17 protein-coding genes and 10 pseudogenes are annotated in these 25,201 nt (G+C 31.8%); 6 read left to right on the top strand and 21 right to left on the bottom strand.

The window, feature by feature from the left end; genetic code table 11:
• The 3 genes and pseudogenes from JFU54_RS28480 to JFU54_RS28470 all read right to left on the bottom strand — a co-directional run.
• Window positions 1-95 (bottom strand): annotated as a pseudogene (locus JFU54_RS28480) (TetR/AcrR family transcriptional regulator); the annotation flags it as partial.
• Window positions 96-337: 242 nt separating this feature from the next.
• Window positions 338-751: a DUF421 domain-containing protein gene (locus tag JFU54_RS28475; protein ID WP_201067436.1), complete on the bottom strand. Its 414-nt coding sequence runs from the start codon at window positions 749-751 to the stop codon at window positions 338-340.
• A 68-nt stretch (window positions 752-819) separates the two neighbouring features.
• Window positions 820-1,092, bottom strand: a complete 273-nt coding sequence (locus tag JFU54_RS28470) for a hypothetical protein (RefSeq protein WP_201067433.1) — start codon at window positions 1,090-1,092, stop codon at window positions 820-822.
• A gap of 127 nt (window positions 1,093-1,219) precedes the next feature.
• Here JFU54_RS28470 and JFU54_RS29970 point away from each other — a divergent pair.
• A pseudogene (locus JFU54_RS29970) lies at window positions 1,220-1,461 on the top strand (hypothetical protein).
• A 35-nt stretch (window positions 1,462-1,496) separates the two neighbouring features.
• On the opposite strand, the pseudogene JFU54_RS28465 reads toward JFU54_RS29970, so the two are convergent.
• Window positions 1,497-1,699 (bottom strand): annotated as a pseudogene (locus JFU54_RS28465) (hypothetical protein).
• 418 nt (window positions 1,700-2,117) lie between these two features.
• Between JFU54_RS28465 and JFU54_RS28460 the strand changes: the two are divergent.
• Window positions 2,118-2,770, top strand: a pseudogene (locus tag JFU54_RS28460) (CPBP family intramembrane glutamic endopeptidase).
• Window positions 2,771-2,852: 82 nt separating this feature from the next.
• On the opposite strand, the gene JFU54_RS28455 reads toward JFU54_RS28460, so the two are convergent.
• The 3 genes from JFU54_RS28455 to JFU54_RS28445 all read right to left on the bottom strand — a co-directional run bounded on the left by JFU54_RS28455 (window position 2,853) and on the right by JFU54_RS28445 (window position 5,829).
• A complete protein-coding gene (locus JFU54_RS28455; protein WP_201067429.1) occupies window positions 2,853-3,731 on the bottom strand; it encodes an SDR family oxidoreductase in 879 nt (292 codons plus the stop codon).
• A 67-nt stretch (window positions 3,732-3,798) separates the two neighbouring features.
• The gene (locus tag JFU54_RS28450; protein ID WP_201067427.1) at window positions 3,799-4,215 is read right to left on the bottom strand and encodes a VOC family protein; all 417 of its coding nucleotides are present in this window, start codon (window positions 4,213-4,215) and stop codon (window positions 3,799-3,801) included.
• Window positions 4,216-4,458: 243 nt separating this feature from the next.
• Window positions 4,459-5,829 (bottom strand): aminotransferase-like domain-containing protein, encoded by a 1,371-nt coding sequence (locus JFU54_RS28445; RefSeq protein WP_201067424.1) that lies wholly within the window; start codon window positions 5,827-5,829, stop codon window positions 4,459-4,461.
• A gap of 124 nt (window positions 5,830-5,953) precedes the next feature.
• Between JFU54_RS28445 and JFU54_RS28440 the strand changes: the two are divergent.
• Together JFU54_RS28440 and JFU54_RS28435 are read left to right on the top strand one after the other, a co-directional pair.
• A pseudogene (locus JFU54_RS28440) lies at window positions 5,954-6,892 on the top strand (DMT family transporter).
• Between the two features lie 16 nt (window positions 6,893-6,908).
• A pseudogene (locus JFU54_RS28435) lies at window positions 6,909-8,599 on the top strand (M3 family oligoendopeptidase).
• Window positions 8,600-8,669: 70 nt separating this feature from the next.
• Here the strand turns inward: JFU54_RS28435 and JFU54_RS28430 are convergent.
• Window positions 8,670-9,745: pseudogene (locus JFU54_RS28430) on the bottom strand (helix-turn-helix domain-containing protein).
• 397 nt (window positions 9,746-10,142) lie between these two features.
• Between JFU54_RS28430 and JFU54_RS28425 the strand changes: the two are divergent.
• Window positions 10,143-10,493 (top strand): annotated as a pseudogene (locus JFU54_RS28425) (protein kinase); the annotation flags it as partial.
• A 114-nt stretch (window positions 10,494-10,607) separates the two neighbouring features.
• On the opposite strand, the gene JFU54_RS28420 reads toward JFU54_RS28425, so the two are convergent.
• From JFU54_RS28420 to JFU54_RS28385, 8 genes are all read right to left on the bottom strand, one after another.
• Entirely contained in the window at window positions 10,608-11,063 is a 456-nt protein-coding gene (locus JFU54_RS28420) for a cupin domain-containing protein (protein ID WP_033715802.1), read from the bottom strand.
• Between the two features lie 246 nt (window positions 11,064-11,309).
• Window positions 11,310-12,689 (bottom strand): dihydrolipoyl dehydrogenase, encoded by a 1,380-nt coding sequence (gene lpdA / locus JFU54_RS28415; protein WP_201067422.1) that lies wholly within the window; start codon window positions 12,687-12,689, stop codon window positions 11,310-11,312.
• Between the two features lie 204 nt (window positions 12,690-12,893).
• Window positions 12,894-13,490 carry a TetR/AcrR family transcriptional regulator gene (locus JFU54_RS28410; protein ID WP_201067421.1) on the bottom strand — a complete coding sequence of 199 codons (597 nt, stop codon included), beginning with the start codon at window positions 13,488-13,490 and terminating at the stop codon, window positions 12,894-12,896.
• Window positions 13,491-13,646: 156 nt separating this feature from the next.
• Window positions 13,647-14,354 (bottom strand): phosphotransferase family protein, encoded by a 708-nt coding sequence (locus JFU54_RS28405; RefSeq protein ID WP_201067419.1) that lies wholly within the window; start codon window positions 14,352-14,354, stop codon window positions 13,647-13,649.
• Between the two features lie 116 nt (window positions 14,355-14,470).
• Window positions 14,471-15,265 (bottom strand): VOC family protein, encoded by a 795-nt coding sequence (locus JFU54_RS28400; RefSeq protein WP_201067417.1) that lies wholly within the window; start codon window positions 15,263-15,265, stop codon window positions 14,471-14,473.
• A gap of 117 nt (window positions 15,266-15,382) precedes the next feature.
• The gene (locus JFU54_RS28395; RefSeq protein WP_201067415.1) at window positions 15,383-16,216 is read right to left on the bottom strand and encodes an alpha/beta fold hydrolase; all 834 of its coding nucleotides are present in this window, start codon (window positions 16,214-16,216) and stop codon (window positions 15,383-15,385) included.
• Between the two features lie 135 nt (window positions 16,217-16,351).
• Window positions 16,352-17,104 carry a class I SAM-dependent methyltransferase gene (locus tag JFU54_RS28390; protein ID WP_002032273.1) on the bottom strand — a complete coding sequence of 251 codons (753 nt, stop codon included), beginning with the start codon at window positions 17,102-17,104 and terminating at the stop codon, window positions 16,352-16,354.
• Between the two features lie 287 nt (window positions 17,105-17,391).
• The gene (locus tag JFU54_RS28385; protein WP_002013343.1) at window positions 17,392-17,730 is read right to left on the bottom strand and encodes a winged helix-turn-helix transcriptional regulator; all 339 of its coding nucleotides are present in this window, start codon (window positions 17,728-17,730) and stop codon (window positions 17,392-17,394) included.
• A 193-nt stretch (window positions 17,731-17,923) separates the two neighbouring features.
• On the opposite strand from JFU54_RS28385, the gene JFU54_RS28380 reads away from it, so the two are divergent.
• The gene (locus JFU54_RS28380) at window positions 17,924-18,640 is read left to right on the top strand and encodes an SDR family oxidoreductase (RefSeq protein ID WP_201067414.1); all 717 of its coding nucleotides are present in this window, start codon (window positions 17,924-17,926) and stop codon (window positions 18,638-18,640) included.
• A 139-nt stretch (window positions 18,641-18,779) separates the two neighbouring features.
• Here the strand turns inward: JFU54_RS28380 and JFU54_RS28375 are convergent.
• The 5 genes and pseudogenes from JFU54_RS28375 to JFU54_RS28355 all read right to left on the bottom strand — a co-directional run.
• Window positions 18,780-19,593 (bottom strand): annotated as a pseudogene (locus tag JFU54_RS28375) (MerR family transcriptional regulator).
• A gap of 130 nt (window positions 19,594-19,723) precedes the next feature.
• The gene (locus JFU54_RS28370) at window positions 19,724-21,184 is read right to left on the bottom strand and encodes a serine hydrolase domain-containing protein (RefSeq protein WP_201067411.1); all 1,461 of its coding nucleotides are present in this window, start codon (window positions 21,182-21,184) and stop codon (window positions 19,724-19,726) included.
• The gene (locus JFU54_RS28365; RefSeq protein WP_201067408.1) at window positions 21,165-21,695 is read right to left on the bottom strand and encodes a DUF1129 domain-containing protein; all 531 of its coding nucleotides are present in this window, start codon (window positions 21,693-21,695) and stop codon (window positions 21,165-21,167) included. Before JFU54_RS28365 ends, JFU54_RS28370 begins: the two co-directional genes overlap by 20 nt.
• Window positions 21,692-22,033, bottom strand: coding sequence for a PadR family transcriptional regulator (locus JFU54_RS28360; protein WP_002016557.1), 342 nt, complete (start codon window positions 22,031-22,033; stop codon window positions 21,692-21,694). The genes JFU54_RS28365 and JFU54_RS28360 overlap by 4 nt, the downstream gene beginning before the upstream one ends.
• A gap of 455 nt (window positions 22,034-22,488) precedes the next feature.
• Window positions 22,489-25,201 (bottom strand): annotated as a pseudogene (locus tag JFU54_RS28355) (ATP-binding cassette domain-containing protein); the annotation flags it as partial.

Here is a 25,201-nt window from a genome sequence, read left to right as displayed (position 1 = left end):
AATCGAGCAAGTGCTTCAATGCGAACTTTATGTATTCCTTCATTAGCTAATTGTTGTAATCCTACTTTTATCCAGTCTTCCCTCGTTAATTGCATATTATCTCTCCAATAAAATACGGTAGCGTATGTTTTACGTTAGACTACTACTATTCTCATTTTTTGTCAATTTTTCATTCTGTTTATTTTTATGAACTTTAATGTTGTTGTTAATCGTAATATTGATCGTCATCACCCTCGGTAAATTGGATAACACGAAAGTCCCTTCAGGATTACTGAAGGGACTATTACACGTTTGCGAAAAGTGCCTTTATGTACAAGAAGTGCTTTTCAGTCTAAAACTATTTTTTCAGATTACATTGCTCTAGAAGCTTTTCTAGCATTTCCAAAGTAACTGGTTGTGCCTTAGTAGTTAGTTGATACCCAATCCGTCCATTCGTTTCTACAGTTGCTTGTTGTAAATTCTTGATTTCATGTATACCTTTTTCTCTCAGATGCATAAATAATTGTTGTTCTGACATTTTCGCGCGTAATAAATTCTTTTTTAAGATTTCTCCGTTTTCTATAACAATAATGCTATTTCCATTTAGAAACTTTTCTACTTTTCGTGATTTCAGTTCAAAAAAATGAATAATAAGTAAAACACCCGCAAAAATAAACGCAGCAAAAATAGATGGGCCTACTTTCCTACTTAATATAGGTTCTACAATAATACGTCCTATAGAAACCACAATAATAATTTCAGCTCTCGTCATTTGGCTAACAGATTTACTACCTCGTCAATTTTAAAACAATAATTCCAGTGAGGATTAAAATAATGCTTTCAAAAAGTATATTCATTACAGCCCAATCCTTTAATAGTGAATTTTACTAGTATTCCCATTAAAGGATTTTTATAATATTTTAAAGTATCCATTCTCTTTACGTGCCTTATTCTTTGAAGCACCTCTCTCCCAGCTAGTAATGGTAAAGCATCAACTTTCTTCATTGCTTCTACTTGTGATTCGTTACGAATCATTGCATACACAGTATGACCTTCTTTTATTAGCATTGGTATTAAAGAACATGCTGTTGCACCTGCTACAAAAATTTCCAAATGTGTTTCTTCTTATTTTGAATATCATAATTGAGACGAGACATATATAAGCTATGTATAATAATCAATATGAAAGATTCATCCAAAATTAAAGCTATAATGTTGGCTAGCAACCAATAGTGATAACATGATAATTGAATTTGATGGATATGGAATTAATGAGTATGTTATTGGTCATAACTGTTCTATCAGTAAGTTAAAAAAATGTATTTTAACGTAAAAAATGAAGAGTTATCTAATGAGGAGCTTATAAATTTATTTTGTGTACGTTATCATTTTGAAAACATTCCAAAGTCATTACAAGAAGACATTAAGAGCGATGTCATCATTGACTTAGATACGGACTATATTTATATCCCTAATAGATAACAATAATCCAGTAAACTAAAATGGTTTAATGTAACTTACGATTCAGACAAGAATTTAATAAAATAAGTAATTGCCCAAATGGTAGTCGCGAATTGAGTGACAAAATACATTGTCCATTCGAACGAAGTCAGTTTTCTCTCTGTTTAATCTTCTTTAAGTATCTGTAAAATATTAATGTACTCAAAAACATAAGTAATAAAGAGAATTGTTGTAAATCATCGACTATACGTACCGCCATAGACTCCATCACCCTCCTATGCAAAATATAGACTATACTTTTAAGGATAACATTTTTTTGGTAATGATTCCCTATATTTTTAATGAAGTTAAAAAATGTTTTATGCGATATATGTGTAAAGATAATAAAGTTGTTTAATTTTGTTCTTAGAAATACATTAATCGCCTACTCATAAATTTGATGGGCGATTATTATTTTTGTTTAATAATTGCTTTATTTCAATCACGACATTAATACTAGGTTTTGGTCTAAATGATTCTTGCAAGGAATCTCCTAATCTTGGACTTACTGATTTGGAAAAATAAAATTATTATGACCATCTCAATTACCATTATTTTGGAGAACAATGTGCTATTATATATTCGTAATCAATGAAATAATAAGAAAGAAGGGGTTGTTGTGGAAAGAAGGGGTTGTTGTGGAAACAAAGATTATAGAAACAGAGAAGAAAATTGATTCGAAATCCCTTTGGCTTTGGGATTATTAATTATTTCCGGGATTGTATATCAACTTTTCGCAGTGTTAGGAGATAATATACCTGAAGTATTGGGGATGATTCTTGAAGCTTTATGGAATCTTGTATTATGTGGAATTATAGGCTACTATTTTTTAGGAAAAATATCATTAGAACAATTTAAACATTTTAATATTAAGACATTACTTTGGGGTTTGCCTTTAACAATTATCGTCGGTATGGCTTCCAACTTAATATTCAGTTACATTTTTGAACCTGCAACTAAAAATTCCGTTGCTGAAGTAATAAGTATTTCTATGATTTTATTCCGTGTACCCTTTATGTTAATGGGTGAAGAGTTGATTTGCACTAATATAATTATCGCATTACAAAAATTAGGATTAAAATTTGGCACGGCATCATTAATATGTAGTTTGTTGTTCGCTTTGTGGCATATTCCAGCTTATGGTTTTGTGCCAATGCAGTTATTAATAACTATAATCCCAATTAGATTAGCACTAAATTATATATGGAAAAATTCAAAAAGTATTTGGGTCAGTTGGATTTGTCACTTTATTTTTGACTGTATTTCATTTGTACCAATGCTTTTTAAATAACCATTTTATTTTTAAAAGGACTTTATTATTTGCGTATTGTATAAAGAACAAGAGCACTCAGCTATTGAGTGCTCTAAAAACATTAATTTTGATTCAAAACATTCTCCTCAAAATATTTCCCCCAATCTGGGCGTCTTCCATCCATATCTGTAAATCCATACTCTCTTCCTAATTCCCATGAACTTAACGCTCGTCCCGTTTTTTCATGAACATTTGGATCACTTGCTAAAGCTGCTACTGCTCTTCCAACGAAGAAAGGAGTTTCTGATGCGATAAAATGAGGGTCTTGTTTAGCTCCTTCTCGCCAATTTTCCTCTGTTACACCAAATATATCTAACATTGCTTCTGAACGAAGGAATCCTGGACTAACTGCGACAGCTGTAATATTGTGTTGTTCTAAATCTTTCGCCATTGCTTCTGCTAAATGAATTGTTGAGACTTTTGCTAAACTATAGTACAAATTACCTCGATATTGATAGTCGACACCGTCTGTAATTTCAATTACAAGTCCCTTTTTATTTTTCACCATTAATGGTACACCGTAATGACTTGTCATTATATGAGAATATACAGCTCTTTGTTGCATAAGTAGTCCGTTATGTAAGTTGTGTTCCCAGAAAGATTTCTCCCATTCTGTTAAAGGATCGCCGCCCCAAACATCGTTTACTAAAATATCAAGCTGTCCATTTTGTTCGTCTTGAATCTTTGTAAATAATGCTTTAATATCTTCTTCTACCGTATGATCAACACGAACTGCGATTCCTTTTCCGCCTTGCTTTGTAACAAGCTCTGCCGTTTCTTCAATCGTTTCAGTTCTTCCCATACAGGATAAATTCCCTTTTGTACTTCTTCCTGTTACATATACAGTTGCACCGGCTTCACCAAGCATCATCGCAATACCTCTTCCGGCGCCTCGTGTTGCTCCGGCCACAACTGCTACTTTACCTTGTAATGGTTTCATGTGATTCTCCTTACTCTTTATAATCAAGTATAATTATTTTCGGTACCTCGTTGTGCAGCAGCGAAGTTCATGCTTTTTTGTTCGAAATCAGCACATCTAAATAGTGCTGATTGTACATAACGCCTAATATGTTTCCGAAGGGATCAACTACGGAAGCCGTGAGGAATCCCACGCCGCGCTCTGTAGGTGCCTCATATTCTTTTGCTCCCATAGACAGTAGCTTATTGAAAGTTGCTGTTACATCATCAACATGCCAGTACACTATAGAGCCAGATGGGCCGGTCACTGAATCAGCTGGCGCATAACGGCTATCGATTAAACCTAGCTCGTGTTGGTAGTCGCCAATGCGAAATTCGGCATATCCTGGACGTTCAAAGTATGGTTCACTTCCTAATAGGTCAGCGTACCATTTCTTTGCGGCTGCTAGATTATCTGTCCAAAAACTAACTGTGGTTAGCCCTCGTAATGTCTGTGTATTGCTCATAATCAATCTCCTCCATAATGTTGAGTAATATTTCCACATACTAAAACGAAATAACATCTTCTGAATTACCTTTAATTCACATATAAATAACCCATTCTCTTATCCATATTCAAGAAAATGCCCTTTTAATGGCAGATCATGAACGTAACGATTTTTTTGTAATTAAACAATAATATTGTGAATCAATAAGAGCAATACATACAAACAAGGCTATTCTATTCAAAACACGCCCCCTCATAATTTTTATTCTTTTTTAAACTGAAAATCCACACGGTTCGTTCGTTTTATTTCCCCAATTACTTTGCCAATCCCTTCTTCAATCTTTTCTTCTTTTACATTAGATACATTTAACTTTAACAATCTCTCTTTATGAAAGTTACTTAAATAATTTTTATCAATAGAATCTATGCTTATTTGACTCTTGCTTAAATTTTTAATAAATGTGTCCGTGACTATATTTTTTTTCAACTGTAAACAAGTGTGTATTCCAATTGGATCTACTGTTCTAGAAGTAAACAAATGTGGGTTTTCATTATGCACTTTTTCTAATGTTTCTGCTAGTTTTTTTGATCTATTATTATAGGAGGATTTAATTTTATTTTTATGGCGTTCGAACATGCCACTCTTTATATAAATTTCTAAAGCAGCTTGAGATATCATTGGACTATCGATGTCTAAAATCTTTTTATATTTATGAAAATCATTTGCAATAGCTGGTGGAATAACCGCCACACCGACTCGTAAACCTGGAAAAATAATCTTCGAGTAACTTTTCAGATATATGACATGATTACAATTATGTAAGCTATATAACGGATCTGCTTTTGAATCTGTTTCTAAATCTGCTAAATAATCATCTTCCACTATAAATACATTATACTTCTTGGCCAATAGCACGATTTTTTCTTTCTCATCTTTAGAATAAGACGTTCCAAGTGGATGATGATATCTCGGTATCGTATAAAAGAATTTTATTTTTCCTGTTCGAAATATACATTCTAATTCATTCAAGTCGATGCCTTCATTCGTACGTTTAATGCCGATTACAGGAATTTTATTTATTTCTAGATATTCAATATATAAATGATATGTTGGCTGTTCAATTAATATCGTTTCGTTTTCATTCGGAAATGGTATAGAAGTTAGTATTGCAAGTGCTTGCTGCACACCTGACGTTATAAATATATTATCTTCCTTTGTGAAAACTTGATAGTTTGCTAACTGTTTTTGCACAACCGAAATTAAAGATGGTAACCCTTTCGGTGTTCCGTATATAAACAAATCATTCTTATAGGTATCAATCGCTTTATTAATGCAATGCTGAAAATCTAAGTATGGAAAAACATCTGGATCTGGGGCCGAAGAAGCGAAATCAATAATCTCGTTACTTTCTACGTAACTTCCAGATTTCTTAACAACGTAGTATCCACTTTGAGGTACAGAATAAATAATATGACGCTTTTCCAATTCATGCAGCGCTCGTATTACAGTCGCCTTATTACATTCATATTGTGTAACAAGCGACCGTATAGACGGTAATTTCTTTCCTTCTTTTATCTCACCATTTTGAATCATACTTTCTAAGTCGTTCAAAACATGTAAATATTTATACATCATTACACCTCCTATTTTTTTGTACCGGTACAGTTTGTATTTGTTCACATTGTAGCACTAGATCAGAAGGATTACTATGTACGTATACTGGCCAGTAAGAAATCAACTACTATGAGGTGGAATTATGACAAATACAACAAAAGCATATATATCAGCATTACTCTATTCATTTATTATTGGGTTTTCATTTATGTTTGTGAAACTAGCACTAACCATTACGAGTCCTCTTGATACTCTGGCTCACCGTTTTACAGTTGCCTTCATAGCAGCAACCATTCCGGTTATTTTCGGTTTTGTAAAGTTAAATATATCATTTAAAAACATACTTACACTTTTACAACTCGCAATATTTTATCCAGCATTGTTCTTTGCTTTCCAAGCATTTGGCTTAGTATATACAAGTTCATCTGAAGCTGGAATTATACAAGCAGCGATCCCTATATTTACGATGATACTAGCTTCCTATTTTTTTAAAAGAATATACGAATACATGGCAAAAAACATCAGTATGTATTTCTGTCATAGGTGTCATTTATATATTTGTTATGAATGGTATAGGGGCTCATGAAACGAGCTTTATCGGTGTTATTCTCATTTTATTATCGGCATTATCATCTGCTTGCTACAATGTATTAGCTCGAAAAATGACAAAGAAATTCAAGCTGATGGATTTAACATACACAATGACAGCAATCGGTTTTATTAGTTTTAATTTCATCGCAATCATTGACCATATGAACAAAGGTACAATAACTGTATACTTTAAGCCATTTACGAATGGAACATTCCTTATCTCCATTTTATATTTAGGATTACTATCTTCCTTACTGACAGCATTATTATTAAACTATTCATTATCTTATATTGAAGCAGCCAAAATAAGTGTTTTTAGCAACTTATCTACACTTATTACCATTATCGCAGGCGTTGTATTCTTACACGAGCAAATTGCCTACTATCATATTGTCGGTACACTTATGATTGTTCTTGGAGTAATAGGCACAAATTTTCTAGAAAAAAAGGAATCATAGCGAAAAAGAAGAATACCTCCTTGAGTAAATAAAAAGTGAGGGTAAATAATGCAGAACTCTAATACGATCGATATCCGTAATATACATGAGCTAGAGAACGAATTATCTACTTTATTAAGTAAACCCATTTCTTCAGGAGAAGATTTAGAAAATTGGCTGAAAATACAGTCGAAATTAATATGGGAAATCGAAGAACAATTGAGATCACACTATATTGACTTTCAATGTAATACAGATAACAAAGAAATAAAAGATACGTTTGAATATGATCAACAATATGTAAGGCCTCTTTTGAAACGTTATCAAAATTCCTTTGATAATAAATATTTAGAGTCACCATTTCGAATGCAACTTGATCCAAAAACTTATAGCTTACTAGATAAAAAAATAAAAAATGCGCAAACATTATTTTGTAGAAAAGAACATTGATTTAGAAGTAAAAGAAGACAAATTAGTAACCGAGTACTTCGAAATTACAGGCAGTTTGACTGCACTATGGGATGGCGAAGAAAAAACAATTACTGAACTACAGTCTTACTTACAAAATCCGAATCGTGATATACGAAAAAAAGCAAAAACGCTCATTTCTGAAAAATTTTTATCTGTTGAAAATAATTTACAACATATTTTAAATGAATTAATTGCAATCCGTCACCAAAAGGCAAAAAACATTCAATTAGATAATTATCGTGATTATATGTTTAAAAAACATGAACGTTTTGATTATACGGCTGATGATTGCTATGAACTTGCAGAATCCGTTCGTAAATACGTTGTGCCACTTATTGATAATATATTTAATGAGAAAAAAGCTGAACTTCAAGTAGATACACTTCGTCCGTGGGATCTAAAAGCAGCCGCACCAAATCAAAAAGTATTAAAACCCATTGAAGACGAGGGTGATTTAATCGAAAAAAGTTCTCATATTTTACAAAAACTAGACCCAGAATTTTCTGCATTATTGAGCCGTATGCATAAAAATGATTGCTTAGATTTAGAAAGTCGTAAAGGAAAAGCACCTGGAGGATTTTGCGAACACTTACCTGCTTCTCAATTATCTTTTATTTTTATGAATCTCAATCATACACATTATGATGTTACTACTTTCCTCCATGAAATGGGCCATAGTATTCATAATGAATGTATGAAGCAGCTAAAGCTACAAAAATATTTAGAAATCCCTTCAGAATCAGCTGAGCTAGCCAGCATGACAATGGAATTGTTTTCGATGGAGTATTGGGATACATTTTATGAGAATACAGAAGAATTTATAAAAGCAAAATTAGATTTTTTAAAGATATTGTTAAGTATTTACCACAAATGCTTATCGTTGATCAATTCCAACATTGGATGTATGAAAATCCAAATCATACTGCTAAAGAAAGAAATGAAAAATATTTAGAATTACATAACACTTACCAATCGAATGTGGTAAATATTGAAGGTTATGAAAACTGGATAGCAACTGGCTGGTTACCTGTACTACACATATTCGAAATACCATTCTATTATATCGAATATGCAATCGCGCAACTTGGTGCATTGCAAATGTATAAACAATATAAAGAGAATCCTAAACAAGCACTACAAAATTACAAAAAGCATTATCTCTAGGTAGCTCTGAATCCTTACCAGAGGTATATGAAGCAGCTGGAATTCGTTTTGATTTTTCTAGTGAGACAATAAAAGAATTAATGGCATTTGTAGAAGAGGAATTAAATTTACTTGAACAAATATAAGTAAAAAAGATGCACCTATACTTTTAGGTGCATCTTTTTTACTGTATTCTCTTCTAATTAGTTTCAATTTTCATCTCGCTTTATTAATAAGCTCTATATATTGTAGGTCCCCATATCCTATTGTTGGAAAAAGATTAAACAACCTTTTTAGTAACTCTTGTGTTGGTAAATCTTTATTTTTGGAGATATACTTTACTACTACATTATTTTCTTTTAGCATCTCTAAATATAAATCTATCGCCTGATATATTACAGGTAGTATCTCATGAGATGGCTTTTTATGATTTACTAGAACTTCATTGTAAACAGAAAAATAGTTCCCTAATTCAAGTTCAATTTGACTTACTTTAAATTCATCCTCTCTGAAGCTATTTAAGTATACTTTTCCCTTATAATCAGACTGTTCAAGGTAAGAAAGTACGGTAAGTAGATTCATTTGGCAAAACATATCCTCACCAAACCATAAAACGATACATTTATACTCTTTTTTAAAAGATTCTCTAAAGGATGAATAACCTTTTTCATATAATTTTCTACAGTACCTTGATGTCCTTCTGCCCTTGTTTTAATAAACTCATCATCAAAAATCTGTGCAGTAGTCGCATTTACACACATAGCTTCATTAAATGGAGCGTAATCAGACTCTCCCATTAGTCTTTCACTTTTAAATTCTTCATACATAAATTGACCATTTAATATGTTTAGTACATCTTTATCAAACAGCTCACTCTTCGCATTTCGTAACTGATTAACTTCAATTTTTCTAGAAAAATTCATTCTATCCCACTCCTTTCCATCATTGATTGAGAGTTTAATAAATGATTGAACCGGTATTTTGTTAAGTTGGAATTTTCCTGGGGTTATACCAAAAACAGTTTTAAATGCTCTACTATAAGCCTCTTGCGAAGAGTAATCGTAATCAAATGCGATATCAATTATCTTTCTATCATTCGTCAAATCTTCCGTTGATAAATACAATCTTCTAAGAAGAATATATCGTCTAATACTTATCCCTGTTACTTGATGAAATTTAAACGAACAGAAGTAAGGAGAATACCCCATATAATCAGATAATTTATCTAATGAAAACTCCTTTTTTAAATTGCCCTCAATCCATTCAATCATTAGCTGTATATGTTCATTCATTTATCTCCCTCCTCACTAAATATTATAAGAAGTATCCTCTTCTTTCTTTTGATATTTCTTGCGGTTTATAACATTAACCACCCTCTAGAACCTTTAAATATCATATGTAATTACTCATTTCATATTTTTTCAACTACCTTATTTTTCCATTCATTTACTTAACTTTCCAATAAAGTGAAACTTTAATCAGTGGGGAGTTTGTTCCTTCCCACTGATTATTATCCCATACTAATCGGACTTTTACGGGATAAATCTTTTTTAAAGGATTCTACCAAATAAAACACGAAATTTGTAAGTTAAGGAACTAGTAGTTTTGTAAGTGGAAAATTTATGTTTGGAAAGGAAGTTAAAATGAATAATATAGAAAAAGAGATACTTAAACTAATTAATAAACTATATCCAAATGATTGATTTTCAAGACTGTGAAAAACATTTTTACATATTCGATTTAGCTGTTCCAGTCTATAGCGCGATAGAATATTCTTTCGTTGGGAATGGCAACATAGTCGACTATGAGAATTCTATTACAAAAGCAATAATCGACGGATACCAGGAGGAAAATGATCTACCTAAAGAAATGATAGAGCAGCTTCCATTGTTTATTAAATTAAAGGAGATATTCGAATATAGTTTAATGCATATGTATTGGAATAAAGAAGAGTTAACTGAGGAACAAGTACGGATAATGAACCTTTATAGAATAAAGATTGAAAAAAGCCATTCTTTAAACACAGTTGGTTTCCTATGAAGTACACCCAATTGTTACATTCAGTTTAACAATTGGGTGTACTTTTCTATAGATAAGTTTTCTTCAAAAGACAAAATACAAGGAGCGAAACGATATTTAATCGTACAGTGGCACCTATTTTTCAATCCATTCAACGGATTTATCTAGCTTAATACCATCCTCGATATTACTTTCTTCCAAAGTATTTGCCCTAGCTTGAATACAAATAAAATAGAGAGGTTCACTTGAATTGTTACGCCAAATTCTTTCCCCCTTTTGTGCCACCCTTATGACAGTACCCTCTTTGATTTCAAGGATTTCATCATCAATCTTGAATTCCCCTTGTCCTTTGACGAAGATATACAGCTCTTCATTTTCTCTATGCTTATGATAAAAGGGCATCGAAATGCCTGGAGGGAAAACATTTAGTGAAACTTCCATTCCTGTACATTGTAAGTCATCTTTAAGAAATACCTTTCCAGGAGCTTTAAATGGATTTCCATTTTTATATTGAAGCAGATTCTCCCACTTTCCTACTTGAACAGCACTAAAATTTTTACCTTCCATTGTTGAATTAACAAATTGACTCATTTATATTCTCCTCTTATATTTATTTTCCATAATTCAACTTTTCATTCTCTAATAAATGAATAAATCCTCTCACAAAAAGAAACCGAATAGTCTCTTTTTTACGGTAAAAAAACGGCTCAATTAGCCATAATATGTTATTAAGAAGTTTATTAGTAAAGATTGTTTTTTACATATTTATTTATCTCTACATTTATTTTATTTAGAATTTCTAAAAAACGAAGAAATCCAATTTTTATTAATTAATATTTATTTAAAATTGTAAATTAAGGCCTCAGCCGCTTCCATCACAATCTCACTTAAAGTTAGTTGAGCATGTGGTGTTAATGCAATATCTTCAACTGTCATGCCTGATTCAATTGCTAAACCCATTTCGGCAATTATTTCTGATGCACCATTACCCACGATTTGAGCACCTACTAATACACCATCTTCTTTACGCACCAATAGCCTCAAGAACCCTTTACCTTCATTTGATACAAGTGCACGACCGTTTGCTGAAAATCGGGATTGAATCACTTTTACTTCCATGCCTTCTGCCTTTGCTCGCTCTTCAGTATAACCAACTGTAGCTAATTCAGGATTTGTGAAACAAACTGCTGGAATTGCCAAGTAATCAACAAATGATAGTTCACCAGAGATAGCTTCAGCAGCTACTTTTCCTTCGTAAAATGCTTTATGTGCAAGCTGTGGACCAGCAATGATATCTCCTATAGCAAAAATGTTCGGAAGGTTAGTACGACATTGTTGATCAACTTTTAATAAACCGCGGTCAGAAAACTCGATACCGATTTTTTCAAAACCCATATTTTCAGTATTAGGACGACGGCCAACCGTTACTAATACGTAATCAGCGTCAACTTTCTTTTTTTCACCACCAATTTCGTAGGTAACAATTACACCATTTTCAACTTCTTCAACACCTTTAGCGGATGCATCTACTATTACTGTAACACCTTTGTTTATAAGGTCTTCTTTCACAATTTGAGTCATTTGTTTATCGAAGCCAGTTAAAATATCTTTACCTCCTTCAATAATTGTTACTATAGAACCGAGGGAAGCGTAAGCAGAGCCCAATTCAGTACCAATGTAACCACCACCGATTACAACCAATTTACTTGGAACTTCAGTTAAACTAAGTGCACCTGTAGAGTTAATCACACGTTTTGTAAATTTAAATGCTGGAATTTCAACTGGGCGTGATCCAGTAGCTATAATTGCATTTTTAAATGTATATGTTTGAGCTGCATCTTTATTGGTTACTCGTATAGTATTAGCATCCATGAAATAAGCTTCACCTTTTATCACTTCTACTTTATTGCTTTTTAATAACCCTTCTACACCACCTACTAATTTCTTTACAACGTTGTTTTTAAATTCTTGTACTTTTGCAAAATCAACATTTACACCAGAAGAAAAAATACCCATATCTTCTGAATGCTTTGTTTCCTCAAAGCGATGACCTACAGAAATAAGTGCCTTAGATGGAATACAGCCAACGTTAGCACATACGCCACCAAGATTCTCTCTTTCTATAATTGCCACTTGTTGCCCTAATTGTGAAGCTCTTATTGCAGCAACATATCCTCCAGGGCCAGATCCAATTACGATTGTTTCAAATTCTCTCATATCCCTTTTCACACTCCTCCAAAAATTAGAAACAGGTAGGCCGAAATCGTTCATATTCTACACATTTTTCAATTTACTATTTTGTATTAGTACCATTCTTCTCTCATCCGTTCTTTCATAGTTCCATCATGGAATTTCTATTAAGTGATCACCCCCCTCAAAAAAGAAACCAAACAGTCTCTTTTTTGCGATAAAAATTACGGCTTAGTTGGCCGTAATTTGTTTTTCCAATTCATCTAAAAGTCGTGACGATACTGTATCAATATAAACTGTATCTTGGTATAAGCGTGACAAGGCAAGTGCTCCTTCAAGAGAAGAAATCCAGATGATAGCAATCTGTTTTGCTTGAGTATCTGGTTTTAACTCTCCTTGCTCAATTCCATACGTAATAATCTTTTCAATTATTCCAAGTAATTGATTCATCGCTATCTGTGCTTGTTCTGCCATGAGAGGATGGGAATCATCTGCTTCTAACGTTACGTTCATGATTGGACACCCTCCAGGAAGAGGATCATTATGAATGAGAGATGTAAAAACTGAAATAAAAGTTTTTAACTTATCCAACGTATTGGATTCTTTTTTTATCTCTTCGGCATAATGCACTCCCATTTGTGAAGTTGCATGCTGAAAGGCTTGAACAGCCAAGTCATCTTTATTTTTAAAGTGACGATAAATACCGCCCTTCTCTAGCCCAGTCTCTCGCATAATATCAGAAATTGAAGAACCACTATACCCCTTTACATTAAACAGGGCAGAGGAACGATCAAGAATCATTCTTTTTGTTAATTCACCTTTACGCATTGTGTCCTCCTAAAAGAAAACGTTTGGTCTCTTTTAAGTATATGACAAACCGAAAAGAATTAGCAAGAAAAATAACGGAGAGAATCAATGAGTAAAAAAATAAATGATTCACTATTTTAATAGGGATCAAAATAAATACTTGAAAACATCTTTTATTTACAGAGGTGTACTCTCTGCCAATCTAGCTGCGTTAATAATAGGAGCCCACTGGAAAATTTCATCTCTTAATAAACCTGTTTTTTTGCAATATATATGTAAATACATTTCAGCTAATTCCACTGAATTCTGTGAATACAATAAGTATGTCCGAAACACATCTGCACGAATATCACCTGAACTAGCATCAACCCAATCTATAATTTTCACATCACCATTACTCATAATTAAATTAAACGGATGTAAATCACCATGACATAATCTAGGTTCAAATGTGATTGAATCTAACTTTTTTAATATATTTCCCTTTTGTTTTTCATCCAGATCATGTACGGAGTTAATTTGACGATAAAGCCTTTCTTCCATCGGTTCTATTTCATCCGAGCTCACAGATATAGCATGAATTTTTTGTTGTATACTTACACAAATACTTATGAAATGCTCCGCTTTACTCAAATTATTAAGCAAAAGCTCACCAACACTTTCCCCTTCTACATATTCCATAATAATAGCTTGTCTACCTTGTATCTCTATAACTTCAAATACTTTAGGAACGTATAAACCACATGAATATGCATACTTTTGTTTTCGTGCTTCGTATAGAGATTCTGTATTAGGGATGTATTCTTTAAACAATTTCACAACTTTATTATCACAAAGATAAATTTCAGCCGTATTTCCTTTGGCTATCGGATTTCCTAGATTCAATTCATTTCTCTCCTTACAGTAAATTAGAATAACGCCTTATAGTCCTCTATAAATTCAGTGTAATTATATTGAAACCCTTCTTCATGAAAATGAAAAAAACTTACCCCTCCCTATAATTATATAGAAAGTGGTAAGTTTAATTTTCTAGGAATATCGGAATGAAACTCCGGTGTATGCAAAACAGAAAATGAATACCCTTGTTGAATAAACAATACTTCAGTATGTTTACTTTCAAATGGAACACCATTTTTCTTAAAGTTATTTTGGATTTGTTGTAAAAACGCATGATCCGGTGTTCCGAATGAAACATGTACTTTCGGTGGTAAAGCTTTCATCGCGATTGGAATCCACGGTCGCTGCCACCAGGTTGCAACGATATATGCAGTGCCACCTATTACAAAATTAAAAATATCCCCATCTTCCTTCGTTTTCATGTCTAGATTTGATTTCAACCATTCCGTAAATACAGGTACACTTTTAACCGGAAGACCAATTTCCCTTACGTATAAAATGTTTAACGGTGAATGCGGGACTAATACATCTTCTTTAACATAACTATGTGCAATAATTTCGAGAAGATTTCCATCACCATCTTTAAAGTATAAATTGAATAGACCATTCTCCTCACCAATTGTATGACCATCTTTCCATTTCACAATGAGTAATCCAGACTCTTTAAGCCATTTTTCCGTTTCATGAAACTTTGAATATGGGATCTCAAAAGTGAAATGCGCAGGTGCAATTGGTTCATATACTTCTTGAAAACTAATTGTTGTATACGGTGTTACTTCAAATTGAATATATGATGCGGTTTCTTTTTTTATTGGAAAAGATAATATGTCTTTATAGACTTGTTTTACCCCTTCTATAGAAACCGTTTGTAGTTTTATATCTGATATATGTGTAATCACTTTACATTCCCCCTTGTTTCTTATTATCTATTCTTATTGTATTACACTTATAAATAGATAAAATCAAACCGAAGGGTGGATTTTTCGTGTAAAAACTACAACTTTAGTATGAATATGTTAGCTCCAATTACTTTTTATTTCCTCTATAACAACTTCTGGTTTATCCCAGTGTAACAAATGTGTAGTATCAGAGATTAATTTTACTTTCGCGCCAGTTTTTAACTTGAAAATTTCCACTGTCTTTTCTCTATAATCATCCCATATCTGCGGTAGTGTAGCTCGAAGTAATACAATATTAGATGGTAACTTCTCGTAAATATCTATCGTTTCATCTTTATGCATACCTCTTATTATATTACCAGCTGTTGTACCTCTCGCATGCCAACATACTTTATTATCCATTTCAATCCCTAGGTCTTTTACAGCAACTTCTACTAATGGAGACCACCTAGTATATGCTTCTTTTTCACTTTTGAAAAATCCACCCCAATTATTAAAAATATATTCTTCAAAATCCTTTTCGTAATACGCGATTTCCTCTTCAAGCGTTTCTTCTTGAAGCCTTTTAGTTTGATATCCACCATCAATAAGAATACTTCCTAGTACTTTTTCTGGATTATTTAATAAATAAAATAGTGCTACAAAACTTCCCCACGAATGTGATAAAAAATAGAAATGTTCAATTCTCAGTTCATTTATTATTTCATTTAACCAGTTTGCTAAATTCAGCATCTCATAATCTTCCGTTCTTTCAAAGGGCGGTGTTTTACCATGCCCAGGTGCATCAATGGAGATAAATCTATACTCTTCCTTTAATTCCTCTGCAATTTCTATAAAACTTAAACTCGTACTACCTAACCCATGTAAACAAAAGATAACGGGCTTTTCATTATTTCCCCACTCAGTAATATGCGCGTTTATTTTTTCATTGTTAATATAGTAACGTTTCAAAATAATTATCCCCTATATTTCAATTTTTAGATTACCACTTTACCTATTTCTATGATTTTTAAGTTTCCCCTGCATTCTTTTCCACAAAAAAGCTGATTTTCTTTTAAAGAAAATCAGCTTTTACGTTAAAATACACTATGATTTAACAGCAATAATCATAAACCTTTTTGAATTCGTACGAATACCTTTTTCGGAACTATTAGCGTCAATGAACTTTTGTAAAATATTAAAGTCCTCTTCTTTTTCTCCAAATCTAGGAATAATAGGCGTATGTTTTAATAAGAAAATAAGATCCTCAGGAGTACTGTAATAATCAGTAACATCATATTCACGTACTTGTACGAGTTCAAATCCTGCACTAATAAGTTCACCCATATAATTATCTTTTAACGTACCATCTCTTTCACCTAAACATTGCCCTCTACCAAATGCTTCTTTAAGATTTAATTTATCATGTTCGCTAACTTGTTGTGTTAAGAAAAAAGCACCTTTTTTCATTACTTTTGCCAATTCAGGTGCTACAAACGGAGCATGACAACTTGAAGTAATATCAAAATGAGCATGCGGAAACGTTAAAAATTCCGAATCCATTTGAAGAAATTCAACATTTTGTACACCTGCTTTATTCAAATTGGAATGTGCTGTTTTGATCATTCCTTTAGAATTATCTATTCCAATCAGTAATGCAGCTGAAGATGCTATTTTTAATATATTCTCTCCTCCACCTGTGCCAACATCAAGTAGAATATCTGATGGTTTACATCTTTCTTGCACTTCGCCATAAAAGTCCCAAGTGTCACCTACAGTTTCACACTTTAGCTTACTAAAGTCCCACCCATTTAATCGTCCCACTTTATCATAAAAACTTTTATACTCTAATTCATTCATGTTATTATTTCCCCTTTGTAAAAATGCATTAACTGTTTAGATGATTCTCGAAATAGACTCATAGTTGATATTATTGTGAAAGGGCCTACGTCTTCTTTTATATCTGCTACGCATTTTTTCAGCCCCGAACAACTAGTTACTTCGAACGATACAGCATTTCATCTATATCACCTCATCTGGAAGATTGCATATATAATAACCTATAACACTATTTAATTATATATTATAAAATAAAAATTATTAAAACGATATGTTTCGACAAACCCTATTTAGTTTACATAATAATATTATAGTTTGTTTTTATCGATATATTCTAAATGTCCTCTTCCCCAACCACACATACTATCCAAAACAATACTGACTGTTTTTCCATGCTCAGTTAAGCTATATTCCACTTTAGGTGGTATTTCTTGATAAATTTCGCGTTTTATTAATTGATCGTGCTCTAATTCACGAAGCTGCTTCGCTAATGTTCCTTGAGAAATGCCTGGTATTAATCGCTTTAATTCACCAAACCGTTTCGTTCCATCTGTTAGCAAAATAAATAAAATGAGTGGTTTCCATTTCCCACCGATTATTTGTAATGTAGCTATTACTCCTTTTAATTTCGGTTCCTCTAAATTCATTTTCCTCACCACTCCCTCAAATCATAAATTATAATGAATAATTTTTTATATTATGTATCCATATAACAAGCGATTAGTACGAAATTTGCGACTATGTACATATAAAGTGCGTACTTTTCAGTAGTCATTTTTTAACGAATAATAAAATTAACATAACTTATTTTAAATCTTATATTAAGGGAGATGTTTAATCATGTCTATTACTGTATTAAAAGATAAACATATCGTTATCATCGGCGGGAGTTCTGGTATTGGATTAGCAACAGCAAAACAAGCACTTGAACAAGGAGCACATGTTATTATTGCAGGACGCTCGGAAGAAAAATTAAAAATTTCTCGAGAATTAATAAATAACAACCATCTTCAAACTTATGTATTGGATAATCAAAATAAAGAGCAATTACAAGATTTTTTCAAGACAGTTGGGAATTTTGATCATTTATTCACACCGGGAGCCTCTTACACACTTGGACCAATAACCGCTACAGAGGAAATTGCTGAAAGCAGCTTTATCGGAAAGTTTTGGCCACAATATTACGCCGTAAAATATGCGATTCCTTTTCTTTCAAACTCTGGATCTATCGTGTTAATGTCCGGGGCATTTAGTCAAAGACCACTTAAAGGTGCACCTGCTTATGGCGCTTGTAATGGTGCTATTGAAAGCTTAGGGAAAGCTTTAGCTGTTGAATTAGCTCCTATTAGAGTTAATGTTGTTTCTCCTGGAACGATACGAAGAGAGAATGAACAAAATGAGAAAAGACTAGCTGCTTATGAAGATTATAAATCTCTTTCTCTTGTACAGAGACCAGGGTATAATGATGAAATTGCACATACTGTCCTGTATTTAATGCAAAATGGTTTTACTACAGGTAATGTATTATTTCCTGATGGAGGATACACATATCATTAATTTATAACAATTCAATGCCTCCTTAGATTAACTAGTATTAAGGAGGCTATTATTGTTAATCAACGAGTCCTTTGTGCTAAATATTTTCAGATGGAAATAAAGTAAAAAAGGCATATACGATACTTTTTTACTTTATTGTTTATTTGTTTATCGGATAACAAACCTCTGTAACCCACTTATTAGGATCTGATTCCATCGCTGGACTAACGTGATAAATATTAAACATCGGTCCGGCTAATTCATAACCTTCCGTTTCAATCCATTTTGCTGCCGCCTCATTTACAGCTGTCATTTGTTCATAACTTCCGTTAACTGTTATTGAAGCTACATAGGATGGATCTATCTTTTTTGAAATTAACATCTTTTGTATTTTCATGCTCCCCTAAAATATTTATCTGTATTTCTACATCTACATCATTTTCCTTATATTCTTGATCATGGAATGTAGCAATACTATAACTCGGATTAGCTATACTAATATTTTTAACATTAATTTTTTGCATCAATATACTCCATAAATCCCCTTCGCAATTATACGATGGAATAACCTTTCTAACACTTGCTACATTTCTTTCTGGAATTTCTTTTAATGCAACATGATAGTTCATTTCAATAACATCCTCTCTCATCGTTTTCATTGAGTCTTCGAGGAGACGTAATTGTTTTTTGAGATTGTCCATTTCTTCCTTTACTTGAGCACTACGATTTTCAAATTGTGACTTTATTACTTCAATATTTTCACTCTCTACTAATTCTTTAATAGTGGCAATATTAAATCCCATATCTTTTAACACTTGAATTTGATTTACTTTCTTTAATTGGGCTGCTGAATAAAATCGATAACCACTTTGCTCATCGACTTTTACTGGTTGTAATAATTCCACTTTATCGTAATGTCTCAACATACGTATGCTAATGGAAGAAAGTTTTGAAAAATCTCCTATTTTGAACATTAGTTCCTCCTATTTATTACAATTATTCGAAGCTCAAATTAAGCTTAAACAATGACATTGTGTGAGAGTCAAATATTTATAACAGTTTAAACGATTATTTAATGTATTATATTTATATAATTAAAAGCTCTTACGACTTATTTACCAATTCACTTTTCAACGCAATATATATTGATATTAATCCATTTACATTCAATAAAGTAACTATAATACTAATGAGCAACGCTACATCTGCAGAAAACATTTTAATCGTCTGCCACGGTGAATTTGTACTATAAATAAGAAGTGGAATTAAAGTAATAGATAATATTAGAAATAAACTCCCTAGAAAAATCCAGATTATTTTTTTACAAATTTTCTTACGTTTATACTTTATTATTAACATAATTGCTGTAATGAAAAGTGCGAATATTAATATTGACATAACAATTTGAACTATCGGTATATTATTTGGTATATCAACCGGTTCTTCACCATTCAAAATATTAATAATCCCTTTTTTAAATTCTGGTAGTGATGCTTCTTCAAAAACATGATTTTTATTCGTTAAAATCACAACACCCCAGCCAGTTTCATTTAAAATAAATATTTCTGCATGTGAATCAGGGGTTGAGCCTGAATGCCAAACCATCTTTTCGTTTCCATTTATATTTGTTGTCCTCAGTCCAAAACCATAATATTTCGCTGAATCTATTTTATATAATGGAGATAAATAAAGATCCATACTATCTTTACTTAAAAATTGTGTATGCTCTTGGTGATTCAAAAACTTAATGAATTGAATCATATCTTCTAGATTTGCTGTAATATATCCATATGGTGTCCCACCATTATCATACGACACCGTACTTTTTCTTGGTATTCCAAACCATGATTGATAACCTGTTAAATAACCCTTTTTATAAGACTCTTCACTATTTGCTGCTGCACCATTCATTCTTAATGGCTGAAAAATTTGCTTCTCCATATAAGTAGAGTATGTCTCTTTTGAAACTTCCTCAATAAGTGCACCAAGAACGAGATAATTTGCATTACTATATTGATATTTTTGTCCTGGGGGAGCAGTTAATGTTACATTCGACAGTTTCATTACATTTTCTTTTATAGCCGTAGTAGTCTTTGATTGCTTATCTGATAATGCTAAACCTTCATAGGTACTCATTCCACTTGAATGTGTTAGTAGCTGTTGGATTGTTATATTTGAGGCCGATTGACTATCTTTTACTTTAAACCAAGGAAGATGTTGTTGAACTGAATCCTCTAATTTTATTTTTTTATCTTCTATTAACTTGACTATAGCTAAAGCTGTTAAAGATTTACTTATTGAGCCAATCGCAAATGGGGTTTTACTAGTTACCTTTTTTTCAGACTCCCCAGTAATCCCCCATGTTTTTGTAAAGAATACATCTTTATGATGTACAATTGCAACGGAAGCTCCAGGAATGTTCTGTTCCTTTATAAATTTTTCAATATACTTATCTAATGTAACTTTAATATTTTGCTGAGCATAAACTTTTGGATGTACGATACATAATATTAATACATTACAAAGAATACAAATTTGAAATAGTTTATAGATAGTTTTCTTCATTATACTTTAGATAGCTTTCTTTTTTATAACTTACTAGGCTAATAAATACTAATATAGAGAGCGTAAAACTAAACATTATTAATACATAGTTCCACCATTGATTCTCTGCTATACGATATAAAAGATTATAATTAAATGTATTTTTGCTATTAGTTCCGTTAAATGATTCAGTTAAAAATAGTGAAAGTGTAGTTTGTGAGATGAGGTAAGTAATAACTGCGATGAATATGCCACCTAAGATAAATGTGCTCGAATTTCCCTTTTCATTTTGAAGTTGTTTCATTTTCACTCGCAGATCAATTTCATTTATCTCCAAAAAGTCTTGAACAAATAATTGAGGCGTACCTAGATCATTTATACTATCCTCCCCATTTTCACGACATTCTTGAATATGCTCTAAAATTTGTTGTTTAATATTTTTCCTTTCTTCTAAACTTATATCGTATTGCTTTAATTCCTTAAGTACGTCAGTTAAAAATTGATTTTCTTTACCGTTTAATTCATTCCTCATTTCAGAAGGTCTCCTTTCAAACCACTTTTTAATAATGTTTGAATATCAGATTGTAATTCTAACCACTCATTAATTTTCTTCTCAAGACGTATTTTCCCGTTTTCATTAATTTCATAATAGATTCTAACTTTACCACTGTCTGTTACTTCTTGATAAGTATTTACCCACTCTTGATTTTTTAACTTAGTTAAAATAGGGTAAATACTTCCTACTCCTTTCAATTTTAAATTGTATACTTCAAGTTCTTTCATAATTTCATAACCATAACTTTTCTTTTTCGACAAAATAGATAACACACACATTTCTAAATGACCTTTAATTAAACTTGTTTTGTCCATAGGATAAATTTAACAGAAATATATACTTCATTCAAGTATATATTTCTGTTAAATTTAAAAATTCTAATAATTATACAATCACTAAAAAAGTAGCATATTCCTTTTGTTATTATCCAAATAACCTAAATTATTATCCCGAAAAAACATTTTTATACGTCAATAATTATATAATAAATGATTATAATTAACGATTTAAAACTAACTCTCGCAGATAAATGTATTTACATCTTAGAAAGACTAACAAAACTTAAACATAAATGCCAACCTGTAATACCTTTCAGTTTAAAATTTAAGAATAATTTATATTGGTATTACAAATAGATTTTTCTTGCTCTATTATTTATCTACCTTAACATGTTTAAAGAAACTCTTCTTCAACATAAAAAACTCATTTGCAGATTATTGCAAATGAGTTTTTAATCCCTAACTGACCACTATTTTTTATTCTTCTTAATTTAATTATTTTTCTCAAGACATTCATAAACTGCCATCATTTCTCGCTTATTCAACTCACGAATTCGATTAAATATTAGAATGTCTGCAACATCCTCAGTTCGTAAGCTTTCATCCACAACATCACTAACTTTTCCGGTTAACCATGTTTGCACATCTATTCCATCAACGATTTCTTTAAGTCCTTCATCGTTAATACCACTTGCATTACAAGTTATACATGGAATTGTTAATTTAAACACGCCATCATGTAGATTATCTTCGGTTATAACTTTTTTCCGTTACAGAATGAACACGGGTTGATTTTTTTAATTTTATTAATTTGGGTAACTAATTTTTTGTAACCAAATGCTTCGTATACATATGTTAGTTTTTTATATTTACCATTTGTGAAATACTTATCTATAATGGTTTCTCTTGTTTCATAAACATTAGGGAAATCACAAATAGTTACTTGATTGTTGAAGCAAATGGATTCTATATTTCCTTTTATTTCATCCCAGAATGGTAAAACATTTTGTAACACCATTTCATAATTTGAAAAGCTTGCTTGTTCTAATTCAAACATTTTCAGTGCGACTTGTATATTTCTAGGTAATAAAGAAACATCTTCTGTCATAATCATATCGTCACCTACGATAGATTTCAATTTGACGAGTACAGGCAAATCTCCTACACTTTTTAATACTTCGTTAATCGGCTGATTAATAATTTCACGAATATCTGTATCTCCAAAATTAAGTGGTTTGTGGTGATTTAATAAAGTCCCCTTACAAATTGGACATTTCATCATTTCTTTAGAAGTCTTAATATCTTCTTTAATAGCTGCTTTTGAAATAACAATATACCCGCCAATAATCGTATTAAATCCTACCCATGTTCTACGTGTCTTTCCTTTCTTATCATAAAAGGACTTATCAAAATAGCCGTACCAAAATGTATGTTTTTCTTCCTCAGACATATCATTATAGCTCTTTGACAAATCATGACCAAGCTCATTTTTAATTTCTTCAAATAGAAATTCTATTTTTTCATATTGATAAAATTTTAATACTTTCATGATTTCCGGATCGAATAGACCATCCCAAAATGGAACATTTTTATCTTGAATTGTAATTTCTTTATCAAAAACTTCAATTTGAAGACGTCCAGAACATGATGGGCAATGATTATCCTGAGAATAGAAATCGAAGCTTCTCGTATCTTTATTAGTCGGATGAGCAGCTACAATATGATTGATCAATCCACCAATTTCATATAAGAAACTATATTGACTATACAAATGTCTTTCGAGATCAATAGCAACAACAGGTGCCATTGTATCAGATTCATATTCACCATAAATTAATCGTGCCATTGATGATAAGCTTTTTAAAATACCACCCTTATAAACGTTTTCAGCATTTTTAAAATAGTTAATATGATTTTCTTTTAAATAGTGAACTCCTTCTTTACGCTTAAGCGTTGAAGAAATGTGTACTTGTTCAGCATTATTCACACTTCTTTTTTGACGATAATAATCCTCATGACTTACTACATCAAGATGCTCTATAGATTCAAGCTGTCTTTTTCCAAAATCGACAATATAATCAGAACTTTCTAGCATGTAACTGTTATGCTCAATCATTATGATAGAGACTGATTCATCTTGTAATATCCCTCTAACACTATCTATAAATTGATTTAAAATATTTTGCGATAAACCTTTTGAAGGCTCATCAAAAATAAACAATGTATGTGGATTTCTTGTTTTTGCAAATAACTCAGAAACTAAATGAACACATTGAAACTCACCCGTTGATAATGTTTGTGTTTTTCGTTCTAATGTTAAATAGCCCAGTCCTAATTTGATTAGTAGGCTCAAGCGTTTATACGCAATATCTTCGTTTGGAATTTCATCAATAATATCCTCAATTGAGCGCTCAAAAATATCATCAATTTCTTCACTATACTTTGTCAGTTTCTTTTTAATATCTAAGAAAGTTGCTACAGTTGATCGACTTGTAATCGATTGGTTTCGATCTTGCCCTACCATAACTAGTTTATCTTTTGGATATCGTTTCAAGAAATCTGTAGCTAAACACTCATTGACAAGTGTAGATTTCCCGCATCCAGACTCTCCTGTAACAGTTACAAGTCTATTTTTAGGAATCTGAAACTCAGTCATTTGGATATTTCGGCAATATAATTCATGGAATGTATAATATTCTGTTGGCATTTTGTAATTTCGTTCCGATAGTATTGGCTTTGGCCTTGGTGATTCTTTTACGATTTTTCCACCATATTTTCCGCTACCAGGTCCGAAGAACATTTGCTCATCCGTTGTATCCAGTACTGTATCTGAATGATCAATGAGCCAAATTTGATTTTTGCACCCTAATTTTTCGATCTCTTCTAATATTTGTAATAATGTTTCGTGATCAAGCCCCACGGAAATCTCATCAATAATAATTACAGCATTTTCACTTACTGCCATGAATTCAGCTAAGTAAAGTCTTGTTATTTCCCCACCTGACAACGTACCCATAATTCGATTTAATGTTAAATAACCAATGTTCATATTGATAATATTTTGCAGTATATGTTGTTTTGCTTCACTAATATTTAATTCTTCTGCTAGTGAAAGAATAGATTCAACACTTAAATCGTTAATATCCGAAATTGTATGTGATTCAGCAAATAACTCAATAGTACGTTGTTCAACTTCTTCACTAT

The organism is Bacillus sp. TH19 (assembly GCF_016651075.1).
GTDB classification, from domain to species: domain Bacteria; phylum Bacillota; class Bacilli; order Bacillales; family Bacillaceae_G; genus Bacillus_A; species Bacillus_A mycoides.
The sequence above is the reverse complement of the archived record's forward strand: the minus strand, read 5'-3'. Positions and strand labels throughout refer to the sequence as shown.